Source organism: Roseburia sp. 831b, from assembly GCF_001940165.2.
Taxonomy (GTDB): Bacteria; Bacillota; Clostridia; order Lachnospirales; family Lachnospiraceae; genus Roseburia.
Genome location: NZ_CP135162.1, coordinates 1,164,956 through 1,184,838, shown reverse-complemented (window position 1 = coordinate 1,184,838; position 19,883 = coordinate 1,164,956). Strand labels below are relative to the sequence as shown.

The following is a 19,883-nucleotide window of genomic DNA, read 5'->3' as shown; positions in this document are numbered from 1 at the left end:
AGGTGCCATATGTACGCAATTATAGCAACAGGTGGTAAACAGTACAAAGTATCCGAAGGCGATATCATTACCATTGAAAAACTTGGTGTTGAAGCTGGTGAGAAAGTAACTTTTGATCAGGTTTTAGCTGTATCTGATAACGGAATCAAAGTTGGAGCAGACGTAGCTAACGCATCTGTAGAAGCTTCTGTAGTAAAAGAAGGCAGAGGTAAAAAAGTTATCGTTTACAAGTACAAGAGAAAGACTGGCTATCACAAAAAGAACGGTCATAGACAGGCGTTCACACAGGTTAAGATTGAAAAGATCAACGCGTAATCGATAAGGAAATTGTTATGACAAAGATAACGATTTTTCAAAACCAGGCTCATGAGTATCTTGGTTTTAGCTGCCTTGGACATGCCGGATATGCGGATGCGGGTGAAGATATTGTCTGTGCTGGAATATCAGCACTGGTGATTAACACCATCAATTCCATCGATCAATTTACGAAGGAAGCGCATGCGACAAATCAGGATCAAGAGACAGGACTTATTTCCTTCCGGTTCGAAAAACCTGCGGGACATGATGCCGAGTTGCTGATGAAGTCAATGGTTTTAGGCTTACAGGAAATACAACACAACTATGGGAATGAATTTATCATTCTAGATTTCAAGGAGGTGTAAGACATGTTGAATATGAACCTTCAGTTTTTTGCTCATAAAAAGGGAGTTGGTTCTACAAAGAACGGCCGTGATTCCGAATCTAAAAGATTAGGAGCAAAGAGAGCAGACGGACAGTTCGTAAAAGCTGGTAACATTTTATACAGACAGCGTGGAACAAAGATTCATCCAGGTACTAACGTAGGTATCGGTGGAGATGATACTTTATTCGCTTTAACAGATGGTGTATTAAGATTTGAGAGAAAAGGAAGAGATAAGAAACAGGCTTCCGTTTATCCAGTAGCTAGCAACGAATAATACAACCTTGTAGACCCGACTATGTGATAGCCGGGTCTTATTTTTAGTAAACGGGAAATTACCTTATAGTTTCCTTGAGAGAATAAACAGACATAAATTGATATAAAATAATAAAATCCCACAAATTAGTAACTGACAACTGGTGCAAAAAAGTGTGTTACGGCTTTTTTGTGATTCGATTATGAGGTAGAAAAAAATGTTTGCAGATAGAGCAACAATTATTATAAAATCAGGAAAAGGCGGCGATGGACATGTGAGCTTCCGCCGTGAAAAATATGTGCCAAACGGAGGACCGGATGGTGGAGACGGAGGAAAAGGCGGCGATGTCATCTTTGTTGTGGATGACGGGTTAAATACGCTTACCGATTTCCGTCATAGAAGAAAATTTGCTGCTGAGCCAGGACAGGAAGGCGGAAAGAAAAACTGTCATGGGAAAAATGGTGCAGACTTGATTTTAAAGGTTCCTGCAGGAACTGTCATTAAGGATGCCGCTTCTGACAAAGTCATTGCAGATATGTCTGGGGATAACAAGCGTCAGGTCATCTTAAAGGGTGGCCGTGGTGGTCTTGGAAACCAGAATTTTGCAACTGCTACGATGCAGGCTCCAAAATACGCACAGCCGGGTGGAGAATCCATCGAGATTGAGGTAAAACTGGAATTAAAAGTCATTGCAGATGTCGGACTTGTTGGATTTCCGAATGTAGGAAAATCAACCCTTCTTTCCCGCGTCACCAATGCACAGCCAAAGATTGCGAATTATCATTTTACAACTTTGCAGCCAAATCTTGGTGTTGTTGATTTAGATGGTGCAGCCGGATTTGTCATTGCGGATATTCCGGGACTTATCGAGGGCGCTTCGGACGGTATCGGACTTGGTCATGAATTTTTGCGCCACATTGAACGTACAAAGGTTATTATTCATATGGTAGATGCTGCAGGTACAGAGGGAAGAGACCCAATCGCAGACATTAAGGCAATCAACCACGAATTAGAGGCATACGATCCTGAAATTTTAAAGAAACCTCAGGTGATTGCAGCAAATAAGATTGATGCCATTTATGGCGATGAGAATGAGGTCATTGCAAAGTTAAGAGATGAATTTGAGACAGATGGTATCAAAGTTTTTGCAATTTCTGCCGTCAGCGGACAGGGGCTAAAAGAATTATTATACCATGTCAATAATCTGCTTGCAACATGCAGCAAAGAACCTGTTATTTACGAGCAGGAATTTGACCCGGCACTTGCCTTCTTTAAGGATGAGGCATATACCATCACAAGAGATGATGATGCAGCGTTTGTGGTTGAAGGACCAAAGATTGAAAAGATGTTAGGATACACGAACATTGATTCCGAAAAAGGATTCCTTTTCTTCCAGCGTTTCTTAAAGGAACAGGGAATTTTAGCAGAATTAGAGGAACGTGGTATTGTTGATGGAGACACCGTAAGAATGTACGGTCATGAATTTGATTACTACAAGTAAAAAGATATCGATAGAATGGAGAAGAAAAATGACAAGTAAACAGCGTGCTTATTTAAGCAGTCAGGCAAACAGCATGGATCCGATTTTTCAGATTGGAAAAGCAAGTCTGACTCCGGAAATTATTACCGCATTAGATGAGGCAATTGAAAAAAGAGAATTAATTAAAATTGCAGTTTTAAAAAACTGTATCGATGATCCGAAAGAAATCGCAACGGTAATTGCAGAACGTACCCGTTCTGAGGTTGTAAAGGTAATCGGTAAAAAGATTATTTTATTCCGTCAGGCAAAGAAGAATTCGAAATTTGATTTGCCAAAGTAAAACGGGGCTTTTAAAGCTATGAAAAATCGTAAAATTGGAATTTTCGGCGGATCCTTTGATCCAATTCACAATGGACATCTTGCCATTGCCAAAAGTGCATATCAGGATTTTGCTTTAGATGAGGTATGGTTTATTCCGGCAGGTCATTCACCAAACAAAAGGGAAAGCAACATGACGCCTGCAGGACAGCGCGCGAAGATGACGGAACTTGCCATTGCGTCTATTCCGTATTTTCAGTTATCCAAAATCGAAATAGAGGCAGCAGAAACAAGTTTTACCTATCTTACCCTAGAGAAGCTAAAGAAAAGCAATCCGCTTGATACATTTTATTTTATTATGGGGGCGGATTCACTTGATTACTTTGAAAAATGGAGATATCCAGATAGAATCTGTGCCTGTGCCAATATTTTAGTGGCAGTCCGGGATGACTGGGACTGCACAAAGGTAAAAGAAAAAATTGCAGCAATTAAGAAATTGTTCCAAGCAGAAATTTCACTTTTATCCGTTAAGAAGATGGACGTCTCATCGCATGAGATTCGAAGTGATATTGCAAATGGAATTCCGGTAAGTGACAGGATTCCGGATGCCGTTGAAAAATACATCAAGGAAAAAGGATTATATCAAAATGATGGAAATAACAGAAATGAAAAAAAAGCTGAAAAAAGAGCTTGATAAAAACCGTTATGAACATACAAAAGGTGTGATGTATACAGCCGGATGTATTGCAATGGCACATGGTTATGACTATAAAAAGGCAATGCTTGCCGGTCTTTTACATGATTGTGCCAAGTGTATTCCAACAGAGACAAAGTTTGAATTATGTGAGAAATATCATGTGATTTTATCTGAAAGTGAAGTGAAAAATCCAAGTCTGATTCATGCCAAATTAGGCGCTGCATTAGCAGAGCACCTTTATGAGGTCACAGACCCTGAGATTTTACATGCAATCAAGGTGCATACGACAGGTATGCCGGATATGAGCCTTTTGGATAAAATTCTGTTTGTCGCAGATTATATGGAGCCGGGAAGAAACGAGGCGCCAAACCTTGAAGTAATCAGAGAACTTGCGTTTGGGGACTTAGACGCCTGTGTGGCACAGATTTTATATGACACTTTAAAATACCTTTCCGGGAAAAAGGGTGCCATTGATCCAATGACAGAAATGACTTATAAATTTTACAAAGATAACAGAAAGGAAACAGTATTATGACTTCAAATGAATTGACAAAGCTTGCAGTAGAGGCATTAGAGGACAGAAAAGCAGAAGATGTAACCGTAATTGATCTTCGTGAAATCTCCCCGATTGCAGACTTTTTTATCGTTGCAAACGGAAATAACCAGAACCAGTTACAGGCAATGTGTGATGCAGCTGATGAGGTAATGTATACACACGGTGTACACCAGAAACACGTAGAGGGAAATCAGAATTCTACCTGGATTTTGATGGATTATGGCGATGTCGTCATTCATATCTTTTCCAAGGAAGACCGTCTGTTCTATGATTTGGAACGAATCTGGAAAGATGGTAAAATCATTGACAAGAATGATTTATAAAAATAGCCTAGAAACAAAAGCAAAGCAGGAAATGCTTTGTGATATCTGGGAAAAAAATTAAAGTAAGAAAGGCTCTGTCTGCTTGAATCAAATCCTTGATTTTCAAGCAGACAGAGCCTTTTACGTTATGTATCCTTGTTAGAATAAAGCGCGATTCTCCTTTCCAGGGAGCAGTCTTTTAGCTAAAGAAACGGAATACGCCGATTACTTTGCCAAGAACCTGACATTCTGGAACGATGATTGGATCCATGGTATCATTTTCCGGCTGTAAGCGATAGTGACCGTTTTCCTTGAAAAAAGTCTTAACAGTGGCAGAATCTTCAACTAAAGCGACAACCATATCTCCATTGGAAGCATCGCTTTGCTTTTCAACCAAAATACTGTCTCCGTCGAAAATACCGGCGTTAATCATACTTTCCCCTTTTACCTTTAACATGAAAGTCTCCTGGTTTGGCAGAAACTCTGCCGGAATCGGGAAATAATTATCGATGTTCTCAACAGCGAGTAATGGCTGGCCGGCTGCGACTTCGCCAATCATAGGAACATTGACAACCTCACGTCTTGTGAGATTAAAATTATCATCGATAATCTCGATTGCTCTTGGCTTGGTCGGGTCTCTTCTGATATAACCGTTCTTCTCTAAGGTCTCAAGATGTGAATGAACAGAAGAAGTTGATTTCAAATCAACTGCCTCGCAGATTTCACGAACGGCAGGAGGATATCCCTTGTTTAAAATTTCCTGCTTGATATATTCTAAAATTTCTCTTTGCTTAGTACTGATTTTTCCGTAAGCCATATCATTCCTCCTTGCACTCATATAATGTTTTCTTAAAAATAGTCTAACACAGGAACTTCTAAAATGCAAACATATATTCCGAAAATTTGTTCGATTTTTATATTGACAAACGAATGTTCGAGTGATATGGTATATATGCAAACAGTTGTTCGGAATATTTGTTCGATAAATGGAGGAAGATAAGATGAAGAGTAGAAGTCAAATTGTAAGAGAGAGAAAGATGATGTTGTTCGTTTTCGCAGGTTTACTTGTTTCTGTTTTGATTTGTTCGATTGTGTTTGGCTCCATTCGTGCGCAGGCAGCTTCTTCAGATATTACTTATAAATATTACACCAGTGTCGCAATTGAGCCAGGGGATAGTATCTGGAAGATTGCCAAGGAATATAAGACCGAGGAATGTGGAGATATGGATGCGTATGTGGCAGAGATTTGCAAACTGAACCATATCAGCAACACAGATCCGATTCATTCCGGTCAATATCTGACAATACCATATTATTCTGAGGATTATAAATAAGATTGAGAAAATTTGTATGATATGGATGAATACGGTATCAGTTGAATCCTTGTAGAATATTGTCAATTCCATCATTTTACGTTATAATACCAGTGTGAATGATGGGAGATTAGAAAAGAATGATTAAATTTATTTATGTAATTTTGATGAACCTGTTTCGTGCACCATATATGATTCCGAAGATGAGGAAAGAGGCAGATCATCCAGAACGATATACCATAGAGGAGCGTTATCAGCTTGCAAAGCACTGTGTTCGTCTTATGAAGATGACAGGCGCAATCAAGACGAAGGCGTATGGTATTGAGAACCTTCCGAAAGAGGGCGGTTACATGATGTATCCGAATCACCAGGGCAAATATGATGCGCTTGGTATTATCTATACACACAAGAAGCCGTGTTCCCTTGTTATGGATAAGGCAAAGTCCAATACAATACTGGTAAGGGAATTTGTTGATCTCTTAGAGGGAAAGCGTTTGGATAAAAAGGATGTCAGACAGGCACTTACTGTTATTAATGAAGTGTCAGAAGAAGTGAAGAATGGCAAGATTTATATTTTATTCCCAGAAGGTGGTTATGAATTTAACAATCGGAATAAAGTATATGATTTCAAGGCGGGAAGTTTTAAAATTGCATTAAAGACAAAGGCACCTATCGTGCCGGTTGCTTTAATAGATTCCTATCGTGTTTTTAACAGTGCATGGTTAGGACCGGTAACAACCCAGGTTCATTATTTGAAACCAATCACATACGAAGAATACAAAGGAATGAAGACCCAGGAGATCGCAGCAATGGTAAAGGACAGAATTAGCGAAAAGATTAGCAGCGTATTGGAATCACAAAAACAAGGATAAAGAGGAATGCGTATGAGTCTGAAAGAATTTACCAAAGAGAACATGGAACTTTTATTTAAGAAGAGAAAGAGCTTTAATATTCCATTGAGTAAAGCCGGAAGTTTCATTGGAGTCAGTGCCATGGATTACAATGATATTGAGCATGGAAAAAGGGAAATTACACCAGAGCAGTACCTGATGCTTCTAAAAGGAATTGAAGAAATCGAATCGGAGATGACAATGCAAAGAAGAGTCATTTATTGATGTATGACAAAAGCAACTACAAGATGTAAAATAAATACAGATGTAGTTGCTTTTTGCTATAAAATAAAGTTCATTTTTGGCCTATTTATTGAAAAATTTTTTTGGCTTATTAATTATCTTCCCGAAGATGCACGAATTTCGCTGCACTTCGTCTACGGTCATCCTCAATAGCGGCATAATGTTTCTTTGTCGTATTGACATCCTTATGTCCTAAGACATCAGCGACAAGATAAATGTCCCCGGTTTCCCGATAGAGCGCGGTACCATACGTACTTCGTAATTTGTGTGGGGTAATATTTTTTAAGCTGGTCACAAGTTTTGCATATTTTTTGACCAGATTTTCAACGGAGCGTACGTTGATGCGGGATTTCTTTAAGGAGAGAAAAAGCGCATTGGTACTGCCGTCGAGTGCTTCAATCTGGTTTCGTTCTTCCATATAGCCAAGTAATGCCTGTCTAACCTCATCACCAAAATACACGATAACCTCGGCACCACCTTTCCGGTGAATTTTGATTCCATTATTTTTAAAATCGACATCATCAAGATCAAGACCAACACATTCGGATACACGGATTCCAGTGCCCAGTAAAAGCGTTAGAATGGCCAAATCACGTTTCTTTGTCTTCTCATGGTAAATCTGCTGTCTTGCGGTTAAATTCTCACCAGATTCCACGACATCGAGCAGGAGGGCTACTTCGTCGGCATCTAGCCGCACGATGGTTTTATCATGGATTTTTGGCATATCTACTTTGATAGCAGGGTCATTTTCAATCATTTCATTTTTATAAAGATAGCGGTAAAAGGTGCGAAGGGAAGCAAGCTTTCGTTTGATTCCGCGTTCGTCATTTGCATGCGCAACGCCATCTTTTTCATAATATTTTAAGTAAAAAAGGTATTCTTCAATATCCTGTGGTGTAATTTGATTTAAAATACTAAGTGGAAGACTGGTGACATCCACTGTTTTTAATAATGGATTATTCTGTTTTAAATAATCAAAAAAGGTATCCAAATCATAGGCGTAAGCCAGGCGGGTACGGGAGGATGTTCTTGGTTCAATTCCGATAAAAAACTGTTTACAAAATGCGGGCATTTTCTTTAGCATCTCACGGAGCTTCAACTCATTTTTGAGGTTTACGTCCTCGTAGTAAGCTTTTTCATTCATCTGCGTTGTCTCCTTTCAAAGTGGACCAGCCAGGAATGCTGCCGGTTTGAATGGCGTGGAACATGCGCTGTTTGGCACCCGGGTGTTCTTTATGAATCTGTCTTACAAGATTTTTGGCATATTCACGCTGGGTATATCCATCGAATGCGCATGGATTATTCACAACGGGAAGCTGGTATTTATTTCGAAATCCAATGACATTTGCCTCCGTGACATAAATCAAGGGACGGATAACCGTAAGATTCGTCTTATCGAGAAAAGTTTTTGGAGAAAAACAGGAAAAACGTCCCTCAAAAATCAAAGATAACAACATGGTCTCGACAACATCATCCAGATGGTGCGCATAGGCAATCTTATTACATCCAAGTTCCAGCGCCTTATCGTTAAATGCACCTTTTCTTAGCTTGGCGCAAAGCGAACAAGGCGAAGATTTTTTACATTCTTTGGATAAAATTTCCGATATTTTGGTCGGAACGATATAGTAGGGAACGTTAAGTTCTTCACAAAGTTTTTTAACACCGCCTAAATCAAAGTTATCATATCCTAAATCAACAGAGATGGCAATCAGCTCAAACTTTTTCGGGTAAAAGCGTCTTAACCCGCTTAATGCATAGAAAAGTGTTAAGGAATCCTTCCCGCCGGAGATACCGACGGCAATTTTGTCTCCCTCCTCAATCATATGATAATCATCAATTGCCTGTCTGGTGTAACTATATAGCTGCTGTAATTTCATGGTTTTCATCCTTTATATTCAAATTCGTATCAAACAATTTGCTCATTTTTTCTTAATAATTATACAATGAATTGAGAAAAGTAGCAAATCATGATAAAATGGGCATAGTGCAAAAAAGAACACTTTGTCACAGTAAAGTGTGTCGAAATGTTTTAGTTACAGGGGGAATGATCGTGTTATATCAGATTTGTAACGGCGCCGTGTCATTTGCGGATGATGTCGTGTTAGAACATATAAATTTTGAAATTCGAAATACAGAGAAAATAGCGGTGGTCGGAAGAAATGGCTGTGGAAAGACCACGCTGCTTCGTCTTATTTTAGGGGAAGTGGATTTGGCAAAAAAAGACAGCGACGAAGATATTTTTATCGCCAAGGCGGGGAATCCGCAAATCGGTTATCTAAAGCAGATAGCATTTGATGACCCATCTATTTCCATGGAAAAAGAAGTGCGAAAAGTGTTTGCACCAATGGAAAAAATGAAGCAGGAACTCGATGACATGGCAAAAGCCTTGGAAGAAAACTATTCCGAGCAAAAAGTAAAAGAGTATACAAACCGTCAGGAGTATTTTACGTCGATTGGCGGTTATTATTATGAAAAAGAATATGAAACCATGATTCGAAAATTTGGTTTTTCCGATGAAGATAAGAAGAAGCCGCTCTGTGAATTTTCCGGTGGACAGCAGACAAAGATTGCCTTTATCAAACTGTTGCTTAGCAAGCCGGATATTTTGTTGTTAGATGAGCCGACCAACCATTTGGATGTCTCTACAATCGAATGGTTGGAGTCATACATCAAAAACTATCCAAAAGCAGTTGTAGTTGTATCGCATGACCGTATGTTCTTGGATCATGTGGTGGATGTTGTCTATGAGATTGAACATCACACAGCCAAACGTTATCCAGGCAATTACACCAATTTCGTCAAAGTAAAACGTGAAAATTATGAAAAACAAAAGAAAGATTACCTTGCGCAGCAAAAAGAAATCGCAAGACTGCAAGCTTTAGTGGAACGTTTTAAGAACAAGCCGACGAAGGTCGCAATGACACGCTCCAAGTTAAAAGCAATCGAACACATGGTAAAAGTAGAAGCACCGGAAGAGTACGATACGAAAGCTTTTCATGCACATTTTCAACCATTGGTTGAAACCGGAAAAGATGTACTTTTGGTGCAGGATTTAGCCATTGGATATGAAAAGGTACTTTCAACGGTAGAAATTGACATTAAAAAGGGCGATAAGATTGGAATTTTGGGTGGAAACGGGCTTGGCAAATCAACTTTTTTAAAGACAATCGTCGGTCAGATTTCACCACTTGGAGGAACCTACCAGTACGGAACAAACGTTCAGATTGGATATTTTGACCAGCAGATGGCGATGTATACCAGCAATAAGACCGTTTTGGATGATTTCTGGGATGAGTTTCCGGAACTGACGCAGACGGAGGCACGAAACATGTTAGGTGCGTTCCTTTTTTCCGGGGATGACGTATTTAAGAATGTTAACATGCTTTCCGGTGGTGAAAAAGTGCGTCTGGCGCTTTGCAAGATTTTAAAAAGAAGACCCAATGTCCTGATTTTAGATGAGCCGACGAACCATATGGATATTGTCGGAAAAGAGACGTTAGAGTCCATGCTAAAAGAGTTTAACGGAACGCTGATTTTTGTTTCCCATGACCGTTATTTTGTAAAACAGATTGCAAACCGTCTGCTTGTATTTGAAAATGGAACCACCAAAGAATATCCATACGGATATGGGCAATACAAAGAAGAATTAGAAAAACGGGAAGAAGCCAAAGAACAAGCAGGCGTGACAGGAAAGCCGGCTTCACCAAACGATGGAAACGTGTCCGAACCTGGGAAGAAGAAATCTTACTATAATCCTGGAAAAGAGCTGGCAAAGAGAGAGCGGAAGCTGAAGAAAATCGAAGAAAAATTAAAACAGGAAGAGGAACAGATGGAGAATCTGAAGATGGAGATGATGAATCCGGATTATCAATCTGATTATGTAAAATTGAATGAATTGCAGGAACAAATCAATCAATTAGAGTCTGACATTCTGGAAGATATGGAAGAGTGGGACCGCATTTCCTCGGAGGCAGATTCGACAAATGAGAACTTAGAAACAGATGTTTACCTGCATTGTCCTGTTTATGAAAGAGAACAGGTAAAAATGCGTTTTGTTGAGATGGAAGATGTGAGAGAATTGCTGGCCTGTTATTCGGATGAGAGAGCAGTCCGTTTCTTTAACTCTGATAATTGCCATGGGGATGATTTTCATTATACGACAATGTCACGTATGAAGGAGGCAATCACATTTTGGTGTGAGTCTTACGACAATCGCTATTTTGTCCGGTGGACAGTCGTGGAAAAGAAGACGAATGCAGCAATTGGAACGGTAGAAATGTTTCAGAGTGAGGATAAAGAAAACGGTGAAGCATGTGGTATTCTAAGGATTGACCTGGCAAGCAATTATGAAAAGAAGCCTTATTTAAGAGAGATTCTGTCCATCGCAGTTGACAATTTTTATCTGAATTTTAAGGTATCACATATTTTAACCAAAACTTTTCCAGATGCACTGGAGCGTACGGAATGTCTGGAAGAAGCTGGATTTTTGCCGCTTGGAAAGCTTTTTCGGGGAGAGTATGAAGGGTATTATATTCGATAAAATGTTTTGTGAACAATAGCAATCTGTCTCATTTTTAATTTTGAGACAAATTGCTATTATGTAGAACCATTTGACAGGTGATTGGAAAAATAAGCAATCCAAAAATGTCGAGCAGTAAACAGACAGACCTTGGAGAAGGTCTATAATCTTTACTATTACGTTATAATAAGAAGAGGAGATTAACATGAGATATGTAATTCAGAGAGTAACAAATGCGTCCTGCACAGTGGATGGAAGGGTAACAGGAGAAATTGAAAAAGGTTTTCTTGTTTTTATTGGGGTATCTGATACCGATACCAAAGAAATCGCAGATAAAATGACCAAAAAATTATTGGGAATGCGTATTTTTGAGGATGAGAATGGCAAGACAAATCTTTCCTTAAAAGATGTGAACGGGAGTTTGTTATTAATTTCACAATTCACACTTTATGCGGACTGCAAAAAAGGAAATCGTCCTTCTTTTACCAAAGCCGGCAAACCAGATCATGCAAATGAATTATATGAATACATGATTGACCTTTGCAAAAATGAGATTTCCAATGTACAGACCGGAATTTTTGGCGCTGATATGAAAATACAGCTTTTGAATGACGGTCCGTTTACCATATTGTTGGATTCGGATGAGATTATGTAAATAGGTTCCTTATAGAAATTCATATGAAATGGGCGTCTGAGAATATATTTCATTCCTGACGCCCATTTTCGTCTCTTTTTCCTTTCAGATTTGCTTACATTGGATAGTACAGATACAAAATATCCCTCCTACGCCCCAGGTTTCGCGAAACCTGGGGCGTAGGGGATGCCTCATTAATCTCCACGCCCATTTCGTCTTTTTTGGTGCCTGATTTTCTTGAAAAAAGGGCGTATGATGACACTTCGAGCTTTGTACGCCCTTTTCTTTGAATAAGAATCTAAATTATGGAATATTTAAAGTCTAGGCTCTGGCGTAATAGTTCTGATTGCGTATCCGTTATCAAGACCTTCTTGGATTGAGATACGGTCATTTAATGTCATATGTTTCATACAGATTTCTCCCTTCTGAATTATTTGACACATATCAATCCGAATATACTTTAAAAATAATATAATCCAAGTAAATGCAACATCCAAATTTTTTGGCATTTAGTGTTAGAATGTTGTACTTAATTATATATTTTAGATTTTATTAAGTTGAAAAATGTTAAGTTACAGAGGGTATCAGAGTGGTTGTGCTAGATATATACTTATTCGCAAAACACAAGTTTAACGAATAGTTGCATTGCAACAGACAAACAGACAACACCTATGACCCGATGACATAACAAATGAAACAAACAAATATATAAATATATAGACACCGCACCCAGCAATTCCCAATGTCATTGCCAGAATGCGGTGTCTAATGTAATTTTCAATAAACAGTTCCGTAATCTCTAATTCCAGATTTGTTTATCAATTCCGATATATTCGTTATTTGGATGCATCCATCAGCTCACGGAAACGAAGAATCATTTCGACACAGTTATCGGAACCGAGTTTGCTGTTATCTAAGGTTAGATGATAACTCTTAGAATCTCCCCATTTCTTGCTTGTATAGTAGTTATAATAGCTTGCACGCTGTTTATCCTGTTTCTGGATATAATCTTTGGCTTTATTTTCTGTAATATCTAAATCCTTGGTGACACGTTTGATTCGAAAATCCATATCAGCATGGATAAAGATATTGATACAATCTGGATTCTCAGCTAATGCATAGTCAGCACATCTTCCGACGATAACGCAGGATTCTCTTTCTGCAATTTTCTTGATGGTATCGAACTGTGCCAAAAATACTTTATGATTGAGTGGCATATCTAAAAATGGTGCTGAAGAATAACCACTTACAGAATATGTATCCATTACCAAAGAATAAAGGAAACTGTTTGTTGGACGTTCGTCATGATTTTCAAAAATTTCTTCGCAAAAACCGCTGTCTTTTGCAGCCTGCTGAAGCAATTCTTTATCATATAATTTAATTCCAAGCCTTGCAGCTAATTTTTCTCCTACTTCTTTTCCTCCACTTCCAAATTCACGACCAATGGTATAAATTTTGTTGCCCATATAAATCCCGCCTTTCCTGTTTCGTTAAATAAAAATCTAATTTATTTAACTTTTCTACCTTTATTATAATATATTTTCCCGAAAATAAAAAGGAATTATTTGAAAATTTTCAAATAATTCCTCTCTTGTCTTTCTATTAAGAGCGTAAATCGCGCAAAATTTTTTCAAAATATTCCGGTAACGGTGCGGATACTTCTAAATACTCCTTGGTACGTGGATGGATAAAACCAATCGTCATCGCATGCAGCGTCTGCCCTTGCAATTTATATGGACTTTTGCCACTCGAATATAAGGTGTCACCCAACAAAGGGTGTCCGATGCTTGCCATATGGACGCGAATCTGGTGCGTTCGTCCGGTCTCAAGCTGGAATTCCATGTAGGTATAATTTGCAAAATGCTCTAACACACGGTAGTGGGTAATGGCATCTTTTCCATTTTTTTCATTGATTGCCATTTTCTTGCGCTCAACCGAGTGTCTGCCTATCGGAGCATGAATGGTGCCTTCCTCTTCTTTTACATGACCGCATACAATGCCACGATACTTGCGCACCACAGAATGTTCCTTTATCTGTTCCGCCACAAAAACATGGCTCTCATCATTTTTACACACAATCAAAGAGCCGGTGGTATCCATGTCAATTCGATGTACAATTCCCGGGCGAATTTCACCGTTGATGCCGGACAAGCTGTCTTTGCAGTGATACATAATGGCATTCACAAGCGTGCCGGTATAATGCCCTGCAGATGGATGTACGACCATGCCCTTTGGCTTGTTCACAATCAATAAATCGTCATCCTCGTATAAAATATCCAACGGAATATTTTCTGGTAAAATAGGAGTTTCAACAGCCTCTGGAATTGAAACTTCAATCAAGTCCTGTGTCTTTAGCCGGTAGTTTGCTTTTTCCGTCTTCTCATTGACACGAATCTGCCCGTCCTTGATTAACTTTTGAAAAAAAGAACGGGACTGTTCCGGAAAAATAAGACTTAAATATTTATCCAGGCGTTCCTCTTCGCAAGAACTGTCTACCTCAAAAACTTCTTTTTTCATATATCAGTATATCCTTTAAATTAAATCTGCTTTCTTCTATCGTCTGTATATCCTTTAAATTAAATCTGCTTTTTTCTATCGTCTGTAATTCTTTAAACTCTATCTGTTTTCTTCTATCGTCTGTAATTCTTTAAATTTAATCTGCTTTTTTCTTAGCTGGAAAAATTGCTTCGTAATCTTCTTCCTTATAGTAAAAAAGACCAAGTACAATAACAAAAAATGCCGCAACGGTTACATAGATATCCGCCACATTAAAAATTGGGAAATTGATTAATTTAAAATAGAAGAAATCAACGACATAATTCAAACGGACGCGGTCGATAAAATTACCGATTGCACCTGCATAAAATAACACTAAAATCCATAAAACCGGTCGAAACCTTTTCTGGGCAGGTATTTTAAAATAAAGAGCAGCCAAAAGAAGCAACACAATAACGGTAAAGATTACAAAAAATGTCTTTTTCCCTTGCATGACGCCAAATGCTGCACCCTGGTTTTCTAAATATTGCAGCTCAAAAACATCCTTAATAAGAACAAAAGGTTCCTTTCCCATGAGTGATTTCTGTGCAAAAAATTTTGTAAGCTGGTCTAAAAAAACAAGAAAAACACAACTAAGGGAACCAAGAAGTGCTCTTTTTTTCCAGTTGTATGTCTGTATGGATTCTGACATTCTAATCACCTCCAAAAGTTAAATCATAATATAATTTTTGCAAAAACATTTGAAATTTCAACCTATTCTATCACGTATTCAATGGCGGATAGAATCTGTTCATCCGTCAATTCTTTGGTAAGAAAAGCATTTCCGATTTTCTGTAAGAGAACAAAATTGATTTTGGAACCCACCATCTTTTTGTCTGATTTGGTAGTGGCAAGTATCTCTTTTGCATCATAACCATGCACTCTTGTTGCAAAACCAAAATCGCGGAAAGCCTGTTCAATGGATTGGAAATCATGTTCGTTAATGTAACCGCATTTCATTGACAAATAAGAGGCTGCGATACAGCCAACACCAACACACTCTCCATGATAAAGGGAAAAATCTGATAGTTTTTCAATTGCATGACCGATGGTGTGTCCAAAGTTTAATAAGGCACGCTCTCCCTGCTCTTTTGCGTCGCGTTCGACCACAGCACGCTTAATTTCACAGGATCTTTCGACCATCTTTTCAATCACGTCATCGGAAAGGTCTTTGATTTCTGATTTGTGGTCTTTTAACCAGGAAAAATAAGACTCGTCTTTTATTAAACCATGTTTTAATATTTCGCCCATCCCTGATATTAACTGCTTTTTCGGAAGTGTGTTTAGCATTGAAAGGTTCATGTAGACAAGTTTTGGCATATAAAAAGCACCCACCATATTTTTGTACTGTTTAAAGTCCACACCGGTCTTACCACCGATGCTGCTGTCCACCTGGGAAAGCAGGGAGGTCGGAACCTGAATGAAATCAATTCCTCTTAAATAGGTTGCCGCACTAAAACCAGTCAAATCGCCAACTACACCACCGCCAAGTGCAATTAAAACGTCGTGACGGTCAAAGTGATTTAAAATTAAATCTTCATATAACTTTTGAACGGTATCCAGATTTTTACTCTGTTCTCCGGCTTCAAATACATGGGAGAAAACGGTGACATTGCAGTCTTTTAAAGTTTGTTTCAACTCCTCTAAATAAAGAGGTGCTACATTGGTGTCAGATACAATGCATACTTTTCGTGTGGTTGTATTGCCGTACAACTTTTCCCATTGCGCAGCAAAGGAATGAAAATCATGTTCTAACATAATGTCATAAATCCAGAAACCATTTAAGGTAACAGGTAATGTTTTTGCCATAAGATAAGTCTCCTTTTATAAGTATTGTTTATACTGAAAACGGATGCGGCCTTTTTGTGTTTCACCAGATGCTTTGACATAGACAAAACGACCCATGCCTCTTACCGAGACAATATCCCCTTCTTTACAAAAATAGGTATTTGATACAATATTTCTTCCGTTTACAAACACTTTCTCTGCCTGAATCAAATCGCTGGCCTTAGAGCGCGATAATTTATAAACACTGGCTAGAATGCTGTCTAGACGGTTGGAAGTCACAATCCCACTCTTCTCCTCGAACTTTTGCAAAAAATCGATATCAGCGGCATCTACCGGCGCTACCGATACCACGGTGTGCCGAATCATTCCTAAGTTCTCTGTAAAAAACGGAACCAGACTTTCCTCACAGAAAAAGTAATACGCCTGTTCACTCACAAAAATGTCGCCTAGTTTGGAGCGGTCGATTCCAAGATTCATCAATGCTCCTAAGACATCGCGATGTGTCAGTTTATCGGCAAATTTGGGATAATTCGGCGTTGCTTTCAGGCACGCAATCGGATAATCCCATTCATAATAAAGAGCATCAGGGATAAACGCTATCATCTGACGCTCACAAAAATCTCTTCCACCAAAGGATTGGGTCTTGGTTTCCAATAAATTCTGACATTGATGGTAGATAGTCTGCTCATTTAAATTAAGGAAATCGCTAAATAAAACGATTCCCTTTCGATTTGCCTGTTTGGACAGGTCAATTAGTCTTTTTTTACATAAATCCTGTTCGTTCATAATTAAAATTCTGTTGAAGTGCCTGGAATATCAAAAGAATCAATAATGCTCTGTAAATCACCGGATACATCGACGGAAGACGGTGTAATAATGAAGATATAATTGGAAATCTTCTGTAAATTACCGCTGATGGCAAAGCAGGAACCTGATGTGAAATCAATGATTCTTTGTGCGATATCAACATTCAATCCTTCCATATTTAAAATAACTGTACGATTTGATAACAGTGTCTCTGTAATCTCTCTTGCATCTTCGACAGATGTTGGTTTAATGACACAAACTCCCATATTAGCCCCCTGTTTCTTTGAACCACGAATTGGTGTAATCTTTGGAGTTGTTTTCACAGCTCTTTCTCTGGATCTGACATTCTCGTCTTCGTAATCATCTTCTACTGGCTCTTTATGGAACGCAGATTTCTTCTTTACCGGTTCATCTTCGAAATCATCATCGTCATAATCATAATCCTCGTTGTAAAATTCATCATCATCGTCATCCGGATTTAATTTCATTACGTTCAAAAATTTATCTAAAACACTCATTGATAATCTCCTATTACTTTTCTCCTACATTTTAGCGAGAATTTTATTTGTTGTAATTGCGTTCACCGAAAATTCCGGTTCCAACACGAACCATGGTGGCACCCTCTTCAATTGCAACCATATAATCTCCTGTCATGCCCATGGACAAAATATCCATAGATACATTATCTATGTTTTTATTTCTTATGTCAACAGATAATTGCTTGATTCCACGAAAATAAAGACGGTTTTCTTCTGGATCGGATACATTTGGCGCAATTGTCATCAATCCTTTGATGCGCACATTTTCTAATTTCGAGATTTCCTCTACAAGCAGGATAGCATCTTCTTTGGAGGTTCCAAACTTGGATTCTTCCTGTGCGATGTTCACCTCAATCAAAATTGGAATGATTACATTTTTCTTTTTCGCCTGGATATTAATCTCTTCTGCAAGACGATATGTATCAACGGAATGAATCAATGCCACTTTTCCAGCAATATATTTGACTTTATTGCGCTGTAAGTGACCAATCATATGCCACTTGATATCCTCTGGCATTACCGGCATTTTCTGGTCTAATTCCTGTACTTTATTTTCTCCGAAATCGCGGATTCCCTCATTGTAAATTTCCTGAAGCATTTCAACCGGTTTTGTTTTGCTTACCGCAATCAATGTGACTTCACTTCTGTCACGTCCTGCTTTTTTGCAGGCAAGTTCAATATTTTTTTCTACCTGTGCAAGGTTCTCTTTTAACATAATAATCTCCATTCCGCCGCCTTCGGCTGGCGGCACAAATAGTAATGAAAGTGTTCCAACTCTCTACACTGTGCTGTAAAATAGTTTGCAAGAAGCTACACTACAAAGCACGGGAGGAGGAGTTGTAATAACTTTCTTCGTTTTAGACAGCATAATAATCAGTGTAAGTTCTGCCTTTTCAAGCACAAATAAGTGGCATCATGAATCCGTACACTAAGAATTGTTTAAGCACCTTAGTTTAATTGTGTGGCAGTTCAGTCAATGGCTTCTTATCATTCACGAAAGGAGTCTGACTATGAAAGTTACTTATCAAACCTGTTGTGGTATCGATGTTCACAAATCTTTTCTCGTTGCCACAATTGTAAAAACCACTGGTGGCATTGAGCCTTCTTACCAAAAGAAGCGCTTTTCCACCTTTAACAATTCAATTCTTGAATTCAAGCAATGGCTTCTCGACAATGATTGCCATGATGTCTGTATGGAATCCACAGGTAAATACTGGGTTCCTGTCTTTAATCTTCTGGAAGATGAGATCAATGTTGTCATTGCCAATCCCAAGTGGGTAAAGGCTGTGAAAGGCAACAAAGATGATACCAAAGATTCTAAATGGATTGGGGATTTATTCCGTCTCGGACTTGTCAAAGGCAGCTATATCCCTTGTAAGATAGTCCGTATTCTCAGGGAATACACTCGCTATCGTTACAAGCTTGTTTCCTGCCGTTCAAGTGAAAAGAATCGATATCAGAATGCTCTTACTGTCTGTAATGTTGCATTAGATTCTGTTGTTTCCGATATCTTTGGGAAGTCATCCATGTCCATTATCGACTATCTGCTTGAACAATCGGGTACATCCATTAACCACGAAGAAATCGCATCTAAGCTTCTTCGGAGCCTCAAATCCAAAGAAGATGCTGTTATAGAATCCGTCGAAGGATATCAGATGACTGATGCCCAAAAATACCGTGTGCGCCTCGTCCGCACACATATGGATTATATCACAGCAGAAATCAACGATGTTGATAAAATGATAGAAAATATGATTTCTTCTAATCCTGATTTTGAAAATGCTGTCCAGTTCCTCTGTACCATTCCGGGTGTCAAACGTGATAGTGCAATCACTATCATCTCCGAAATCGGTACTGATATGTCTCAGTTCTCAAGTTCCAAACGTTTATGTTGCTGGGCTGGTCTTACACCAGGCAGCAATGAATCTGCTGGTAAGAAGAAATCTGTTCGGATTACACGTGCCGGTGTCTACCTCAAACCTGCATTAGTACAGTGTGCTCATGCAGCCGTAAAATCTGACAAATCTCCTTACTACAAAAAGAAATATGAATCACTTGTTAAACGTCGTGGCAAGAAAAGAGCCATTATCGCTATTGCCCGTATGATTCTTACTGCCATCTACCAGATGCTGTCTACTGGTGAGCAGTGGAATCCGAGCGATCTTTACAAAATCGATATGCCTGTAGCTCTTGTTGAAAAACAAAAGGCAAAAGCTATCAAGCAAGCCAAGAAACTATTGCAACGGGAGGGAATACTTCCTCCTGATGAACCATTAGCTTCTTAATCTAATTCACTATATCTATAACACTCTAAAAAGTTGCCTGAT

General features: G+C 38.7%; 25 protein-coding genes. 14 read left to right on the top strand and 11 right to left on the bottom strand.

Annotated features, from left to right (window positions below; genetic code table 11):
* The first annotated feature begins 9 nt into the window (after nt 1-9).
* From rplU to rsfS, 8 genes are all read left to right on the top strand, one after another.
* Nucleotides 10-315 carry a 50S ribosomal protein L21 gene (rplU, locus tag BIV16_RS05470; RefSeq protein ID WP_075678839.1) on the top strand — a complete coding sequence of 102 codons (306 nt, stop codon included), beginning with the start codon at nt 10-12 and terminating at the stop codon, nt 313-315.
* 17 nt (nt 316-332) lie between these two features.
* Nucleotides 333-662 carry a ribosomal-processing cysteine protease Prp gene (locus tag BIV16_RS05465; protein WP_075678841.1) on the top strand — a complete coding sequence of 110 codons (330 nt, stop codon included), beginning with the start codon at nt 333-335 and terminating at the stop codon, nt 660-662.
* A gap of 3 nt (nt 663-665) precedes the next feature.
* Nucleotides 666-956 carry a 50S ribosomal protein L27 gene (gene rpmA / locus BIV16_RS05460; RefSeq protein WP_075678843.1) on the top strand — a complete coding sequence of 97 codons (291 nt, stop codon included), beginning with the start codon at nt 666-668 and terminating at the stop codon, nt 954-956.
* Between the two features lie 196 nt (nt 957-1,152).
* On the top strand, nt 1,153-2,436 hold the full coding sequence (gene obgE / locus BIV16_RS05455) for a GTPase ObgE (protein WP_075678845.1): 1,284 nt from the start codon (nt 1,153-1,155) through the stop codon (nt 2,434-2,436).
* Between the two features lie 28 nt (nt 2,437-2,464).
* Nucleotides 2,465-2,755: a ribosome assembly RNA-binding protein YhbY gene (gene yhbY / locus BIV16_RS05450; protein WP_075678847.1), complete on the top strand. Its 291-nt coding sequence runs from the start codon at nt 2,465-2,467 to the stop codon at nt 2,753-2,755.
* Between the two features lie 18 nt (nt 2,756-2,773).
* The gene (gene nadD, locus BIV16_RS05445) at nt 2,774-3,427 is read left to right on the top strand and encodes a nicotinate-nucleotide adenylyltransferase (RefSeq protein WP_075678849.1); all 654 of its coding nucleotides are present in this window, start codon (nt 2,774-2,776) and stop codon (nt 3,425-3,427) included.
* Entirely contained in the window at nt 3,384-3,965 is a 582-nt protein-coding gene (gene yqeK, locus BIV16_RS05440; RefSeq protein ID WP_075679011.1) for a bis(5'-nucleosyl)-tetraphosphatase (symmetrical) YqeK, read from the top strand. Before nadD ends, yqeK begins: the two co-directional genes overlap by 44 nt.
* Nucleotides 3,962-4,309, top strand: coding sequence for a ribosome silencing factor (gene rsfS, locus BIV16_RS05435; RefSeq protein ID WP_075678851.1), 348 nt, complete (start codon nt 3,962-3,964; stop codon nt 4,307-4,309). Before yqeK ends, rsfS begins: the two co-directional genes overlap by 4 nt.
* A gap of 178 nt (nt 4,310-4,487) precedes the next feature.
* On the opposite strand, the gene lexA is transcribed toward rsfS, so the two are convergent.
* A complete protein-coding gene (lexA, locus tag BIV16_RS05430) occupies nt 4,488-5,105 on the bottom strand; it encodes a transcriptional repressor LexA (RefSeq protein WP_075678853.1) in 618 nt (205 codons plus the stop codon).
* Between the two features lie 184 nt (nt 5,106-5,289).
* Here lexA and BIV16_RS05425 point away from each other — a divergent pair, with 184 nt between their 5' ends.
* The 3 genes from BIV16_RS05425 (at nt 5,290) to BIV16_RS05415 (ending at nt 6,716) form a co-directional block, all read left to right on the top strand.
* Nucleotides 5,290-5,622: a LysM peptidoglycan-binding domain-containing protein gene (locus BIV16_RS05425; RefSeq protein WP_075678855.1), complete on the top strand. Its 333-nt coding sequence runs from the start codon at nt 5,290-5,292 to the stop codon at nt 5,620-5,622.
* Between the two features lie 119 nt (nt 5,623-5,741).
* A complete protein-coding gene (locus BIV16_RS05420; RefSeq protein ID WP_075678857.1) occupies nt 5,742-6,473 on the top strand; it encodes a lysophospholipid acyltransferase family protein in 732 nt (243 codons plus the stop codon).
* 12 nt (nt 6,474-6,485) lie between these two features.
* A complete protein-coding gene (locus BIV16_RS05415) occupies nt 6,486-6,716 on the top strand; it encodes a hypothetical protein (protein WP_075678859.1) in 231 nt (76 codons plus the stop codon).
* A 109-nt stretch (nt 6,717-6,825) separates the two neighbouring features.
* On the opposite strand, the gene BIV16_RS05410 is transcribed toward BIV16_RS05415, so the two are convergent.
* Nucleotides 6,826-7,878: a tyrosine-type recombinase/integrase gene (locus tag BIV16_RS05410; protein ID WP_075678861.1), complete on the bottom strand. Its 1,053-nt coding sequence runs from the start codon at nt 7,876-7,878 to the stop codon at nt 6,826-6,828.
* Nucleotides 7,871-8,611, bottom strand: a complete 741-nt coding sequence (locus BIV16_RS05405; RefSeq protein ID WP_075678863.1) for a tRNA lysidine(34) synthetase — start codon at nt 8,609-8,611, stop codon at nt 7,871-7,873. Before BIV16_RS05405 ends, BIV16_RS05410 begins: the two co-directional genes overlap by 8 nt.
* Before the next feature lie 173 nt (nt 8,612-8,784).
* On the opposite strand from BIV16_RS05405, the gene abc-f reads away from it, so the two are divergent.
* The gene (gene abc-f, locus BIV16_RS05400) at nt 8,785-11,274 is read left to right on the top strand and encodes a ribosomal protection-like ABC-F family protein (RefSeq protein ID WP_075678865.1); all 2,490 of its coding nucleotides are present in this window, start codon (nt 8,785-8,787) and stop codon (nt 11,272-11,274) included.
* Nucleotides 11,275-11,458: 184 nt separating this feature from the next.
* A complete protein-coding gene (gene dtd, locus BIV16_RS05395) occupies nt 11,459-11,908 on the top strand; it encodes a D-aminoacyl-tRNA deacylase (protein WP_075678867.1) in 450 nt (149 codons plus the stop codon).
* A 293-nt stretch (nt 11,909-12,201) separates the two neighbouring features.
* Here the strand turns inward: dtd and BIV16_RS05390 are convergent, their stop codons facing one another.
* From BIV16_RS05390 to BIV16_RS05355, 8 genes are all read right to left on the bottom strand, one after another.
* Entirely contained in the window at nt 12,202-12,297 is a 96-nt protein-coding gene (locus BIV16_RS05390; protein WP_143524681.1) for a helix-turn-helix domain-containing protein, read from the bottom strand.
* Between the two features lie 426 nt (nt 12,298-12,723).
* Nucleotides 12,724-13,353 carry a cytidylate kinase-like family protein gene (locus BIV16_RS05385; protein WP_075678868.1) on the bottom strand — a complete coding sequence of 210 codons (630 nt, stop codon included), beginning with the start codon at nt 13,351-13,353 and terminating at the stop codon, nt 12,724-12,726.
* Between the two features lie 136 nt (nt 13,354-13,489).
* Complete coding sequence (locus tag BIV16_RS05380; protein ID WP_075678870.1) at nt 13,490-14,404, bottom strand: RluA family pseudouridine synthase; 915 nt, start codon at nt 14,402-14,404, stop codon at nt 13,490-13,492.
* A 136-nt stretch (nt 14,405-14,540) separates the two neighbouring features.
* Nucleotides 14,541-15,074: a signal peptidase II gene (gene lspA / locus BIV16_RS05375; RefSeq protein ID WP_075678872.1), complete on the bottom strand. Its 534-nt coding sequence runs from the start codon at nt 15,072-15,074 to the stop codon at nt 14,541-14,543.
* A gap of 62 nt (nt 15,075-15,136) precedes the next feature.
* Nucleotides 15,137-16,231 carry a 3-dehydroquinate synthase gene (gene aroB, locus BIV16_RS05370; RefSeq protein ID WP_075678874.1) on the bottom strand — a complete coding sequence of 365 codons (1,095 nt, stop codon included), beginning with the start codon at nt 16,229-16,231 and terminating at the stop codon, nt 15,137-15,139.
* Nucleotides 16,232-16,246: 15 nt separating this feature from the next.
* Nucleotides 16,247-16,996: a YlmH family RNA-binding protein gene (locus tag BIV16_RS05365; protein WP_075678876.1), complete on the bottom strand. Its 750-nt coding sequence runs from the start codon at nt 16,994-16,996 to the stop codon at nt 16,247-16,249.
* A 2-nt stretch (nt 16,997-16,998) separates the two neighbouring features.
* Entirely contained in the window at nt 16,999-17,535 is a 537-nt protein-coding gene (locus tag BIV16_RS05360) for a cell division protein SepF (protein WP_075678878.1), read from the bottom strand.
* A 43-nt stretch (nt 17,536-17,578) separates the two neighbouring features.
* On the bottom strand, nt 17,579-18,271 hold the full coding sequence (locus tag BIV16_RS05355; RefSeq protein ID WP_075678880.1) for a YggS family pyridoxal phosphate-dependent enzyme: 693 nt from the start codon (nt 18,269-18,271) through the stop codon (nt 17,579-17,581).
* A 295-nt stretch (nt 18,272-18,566) separates the two neighbouring features.
* Between BIV16_RS05355 and BIV16_RS05350 the strand changes: the two genes are divergently transcribed.
* On the top strand, nt 18,567-19,841 hold the full coding sequence (locus BIV16_RS05350) for an IS110 family transposase (protein ID WP_075680211.1): 1,275 nt from the start codon (nt 18,567-18,569) through the stop codon (nt 19,839-19,841).
* The last annotated feature ends 42 nt before the right edge of the window (nt 19,842-19,883 follow it).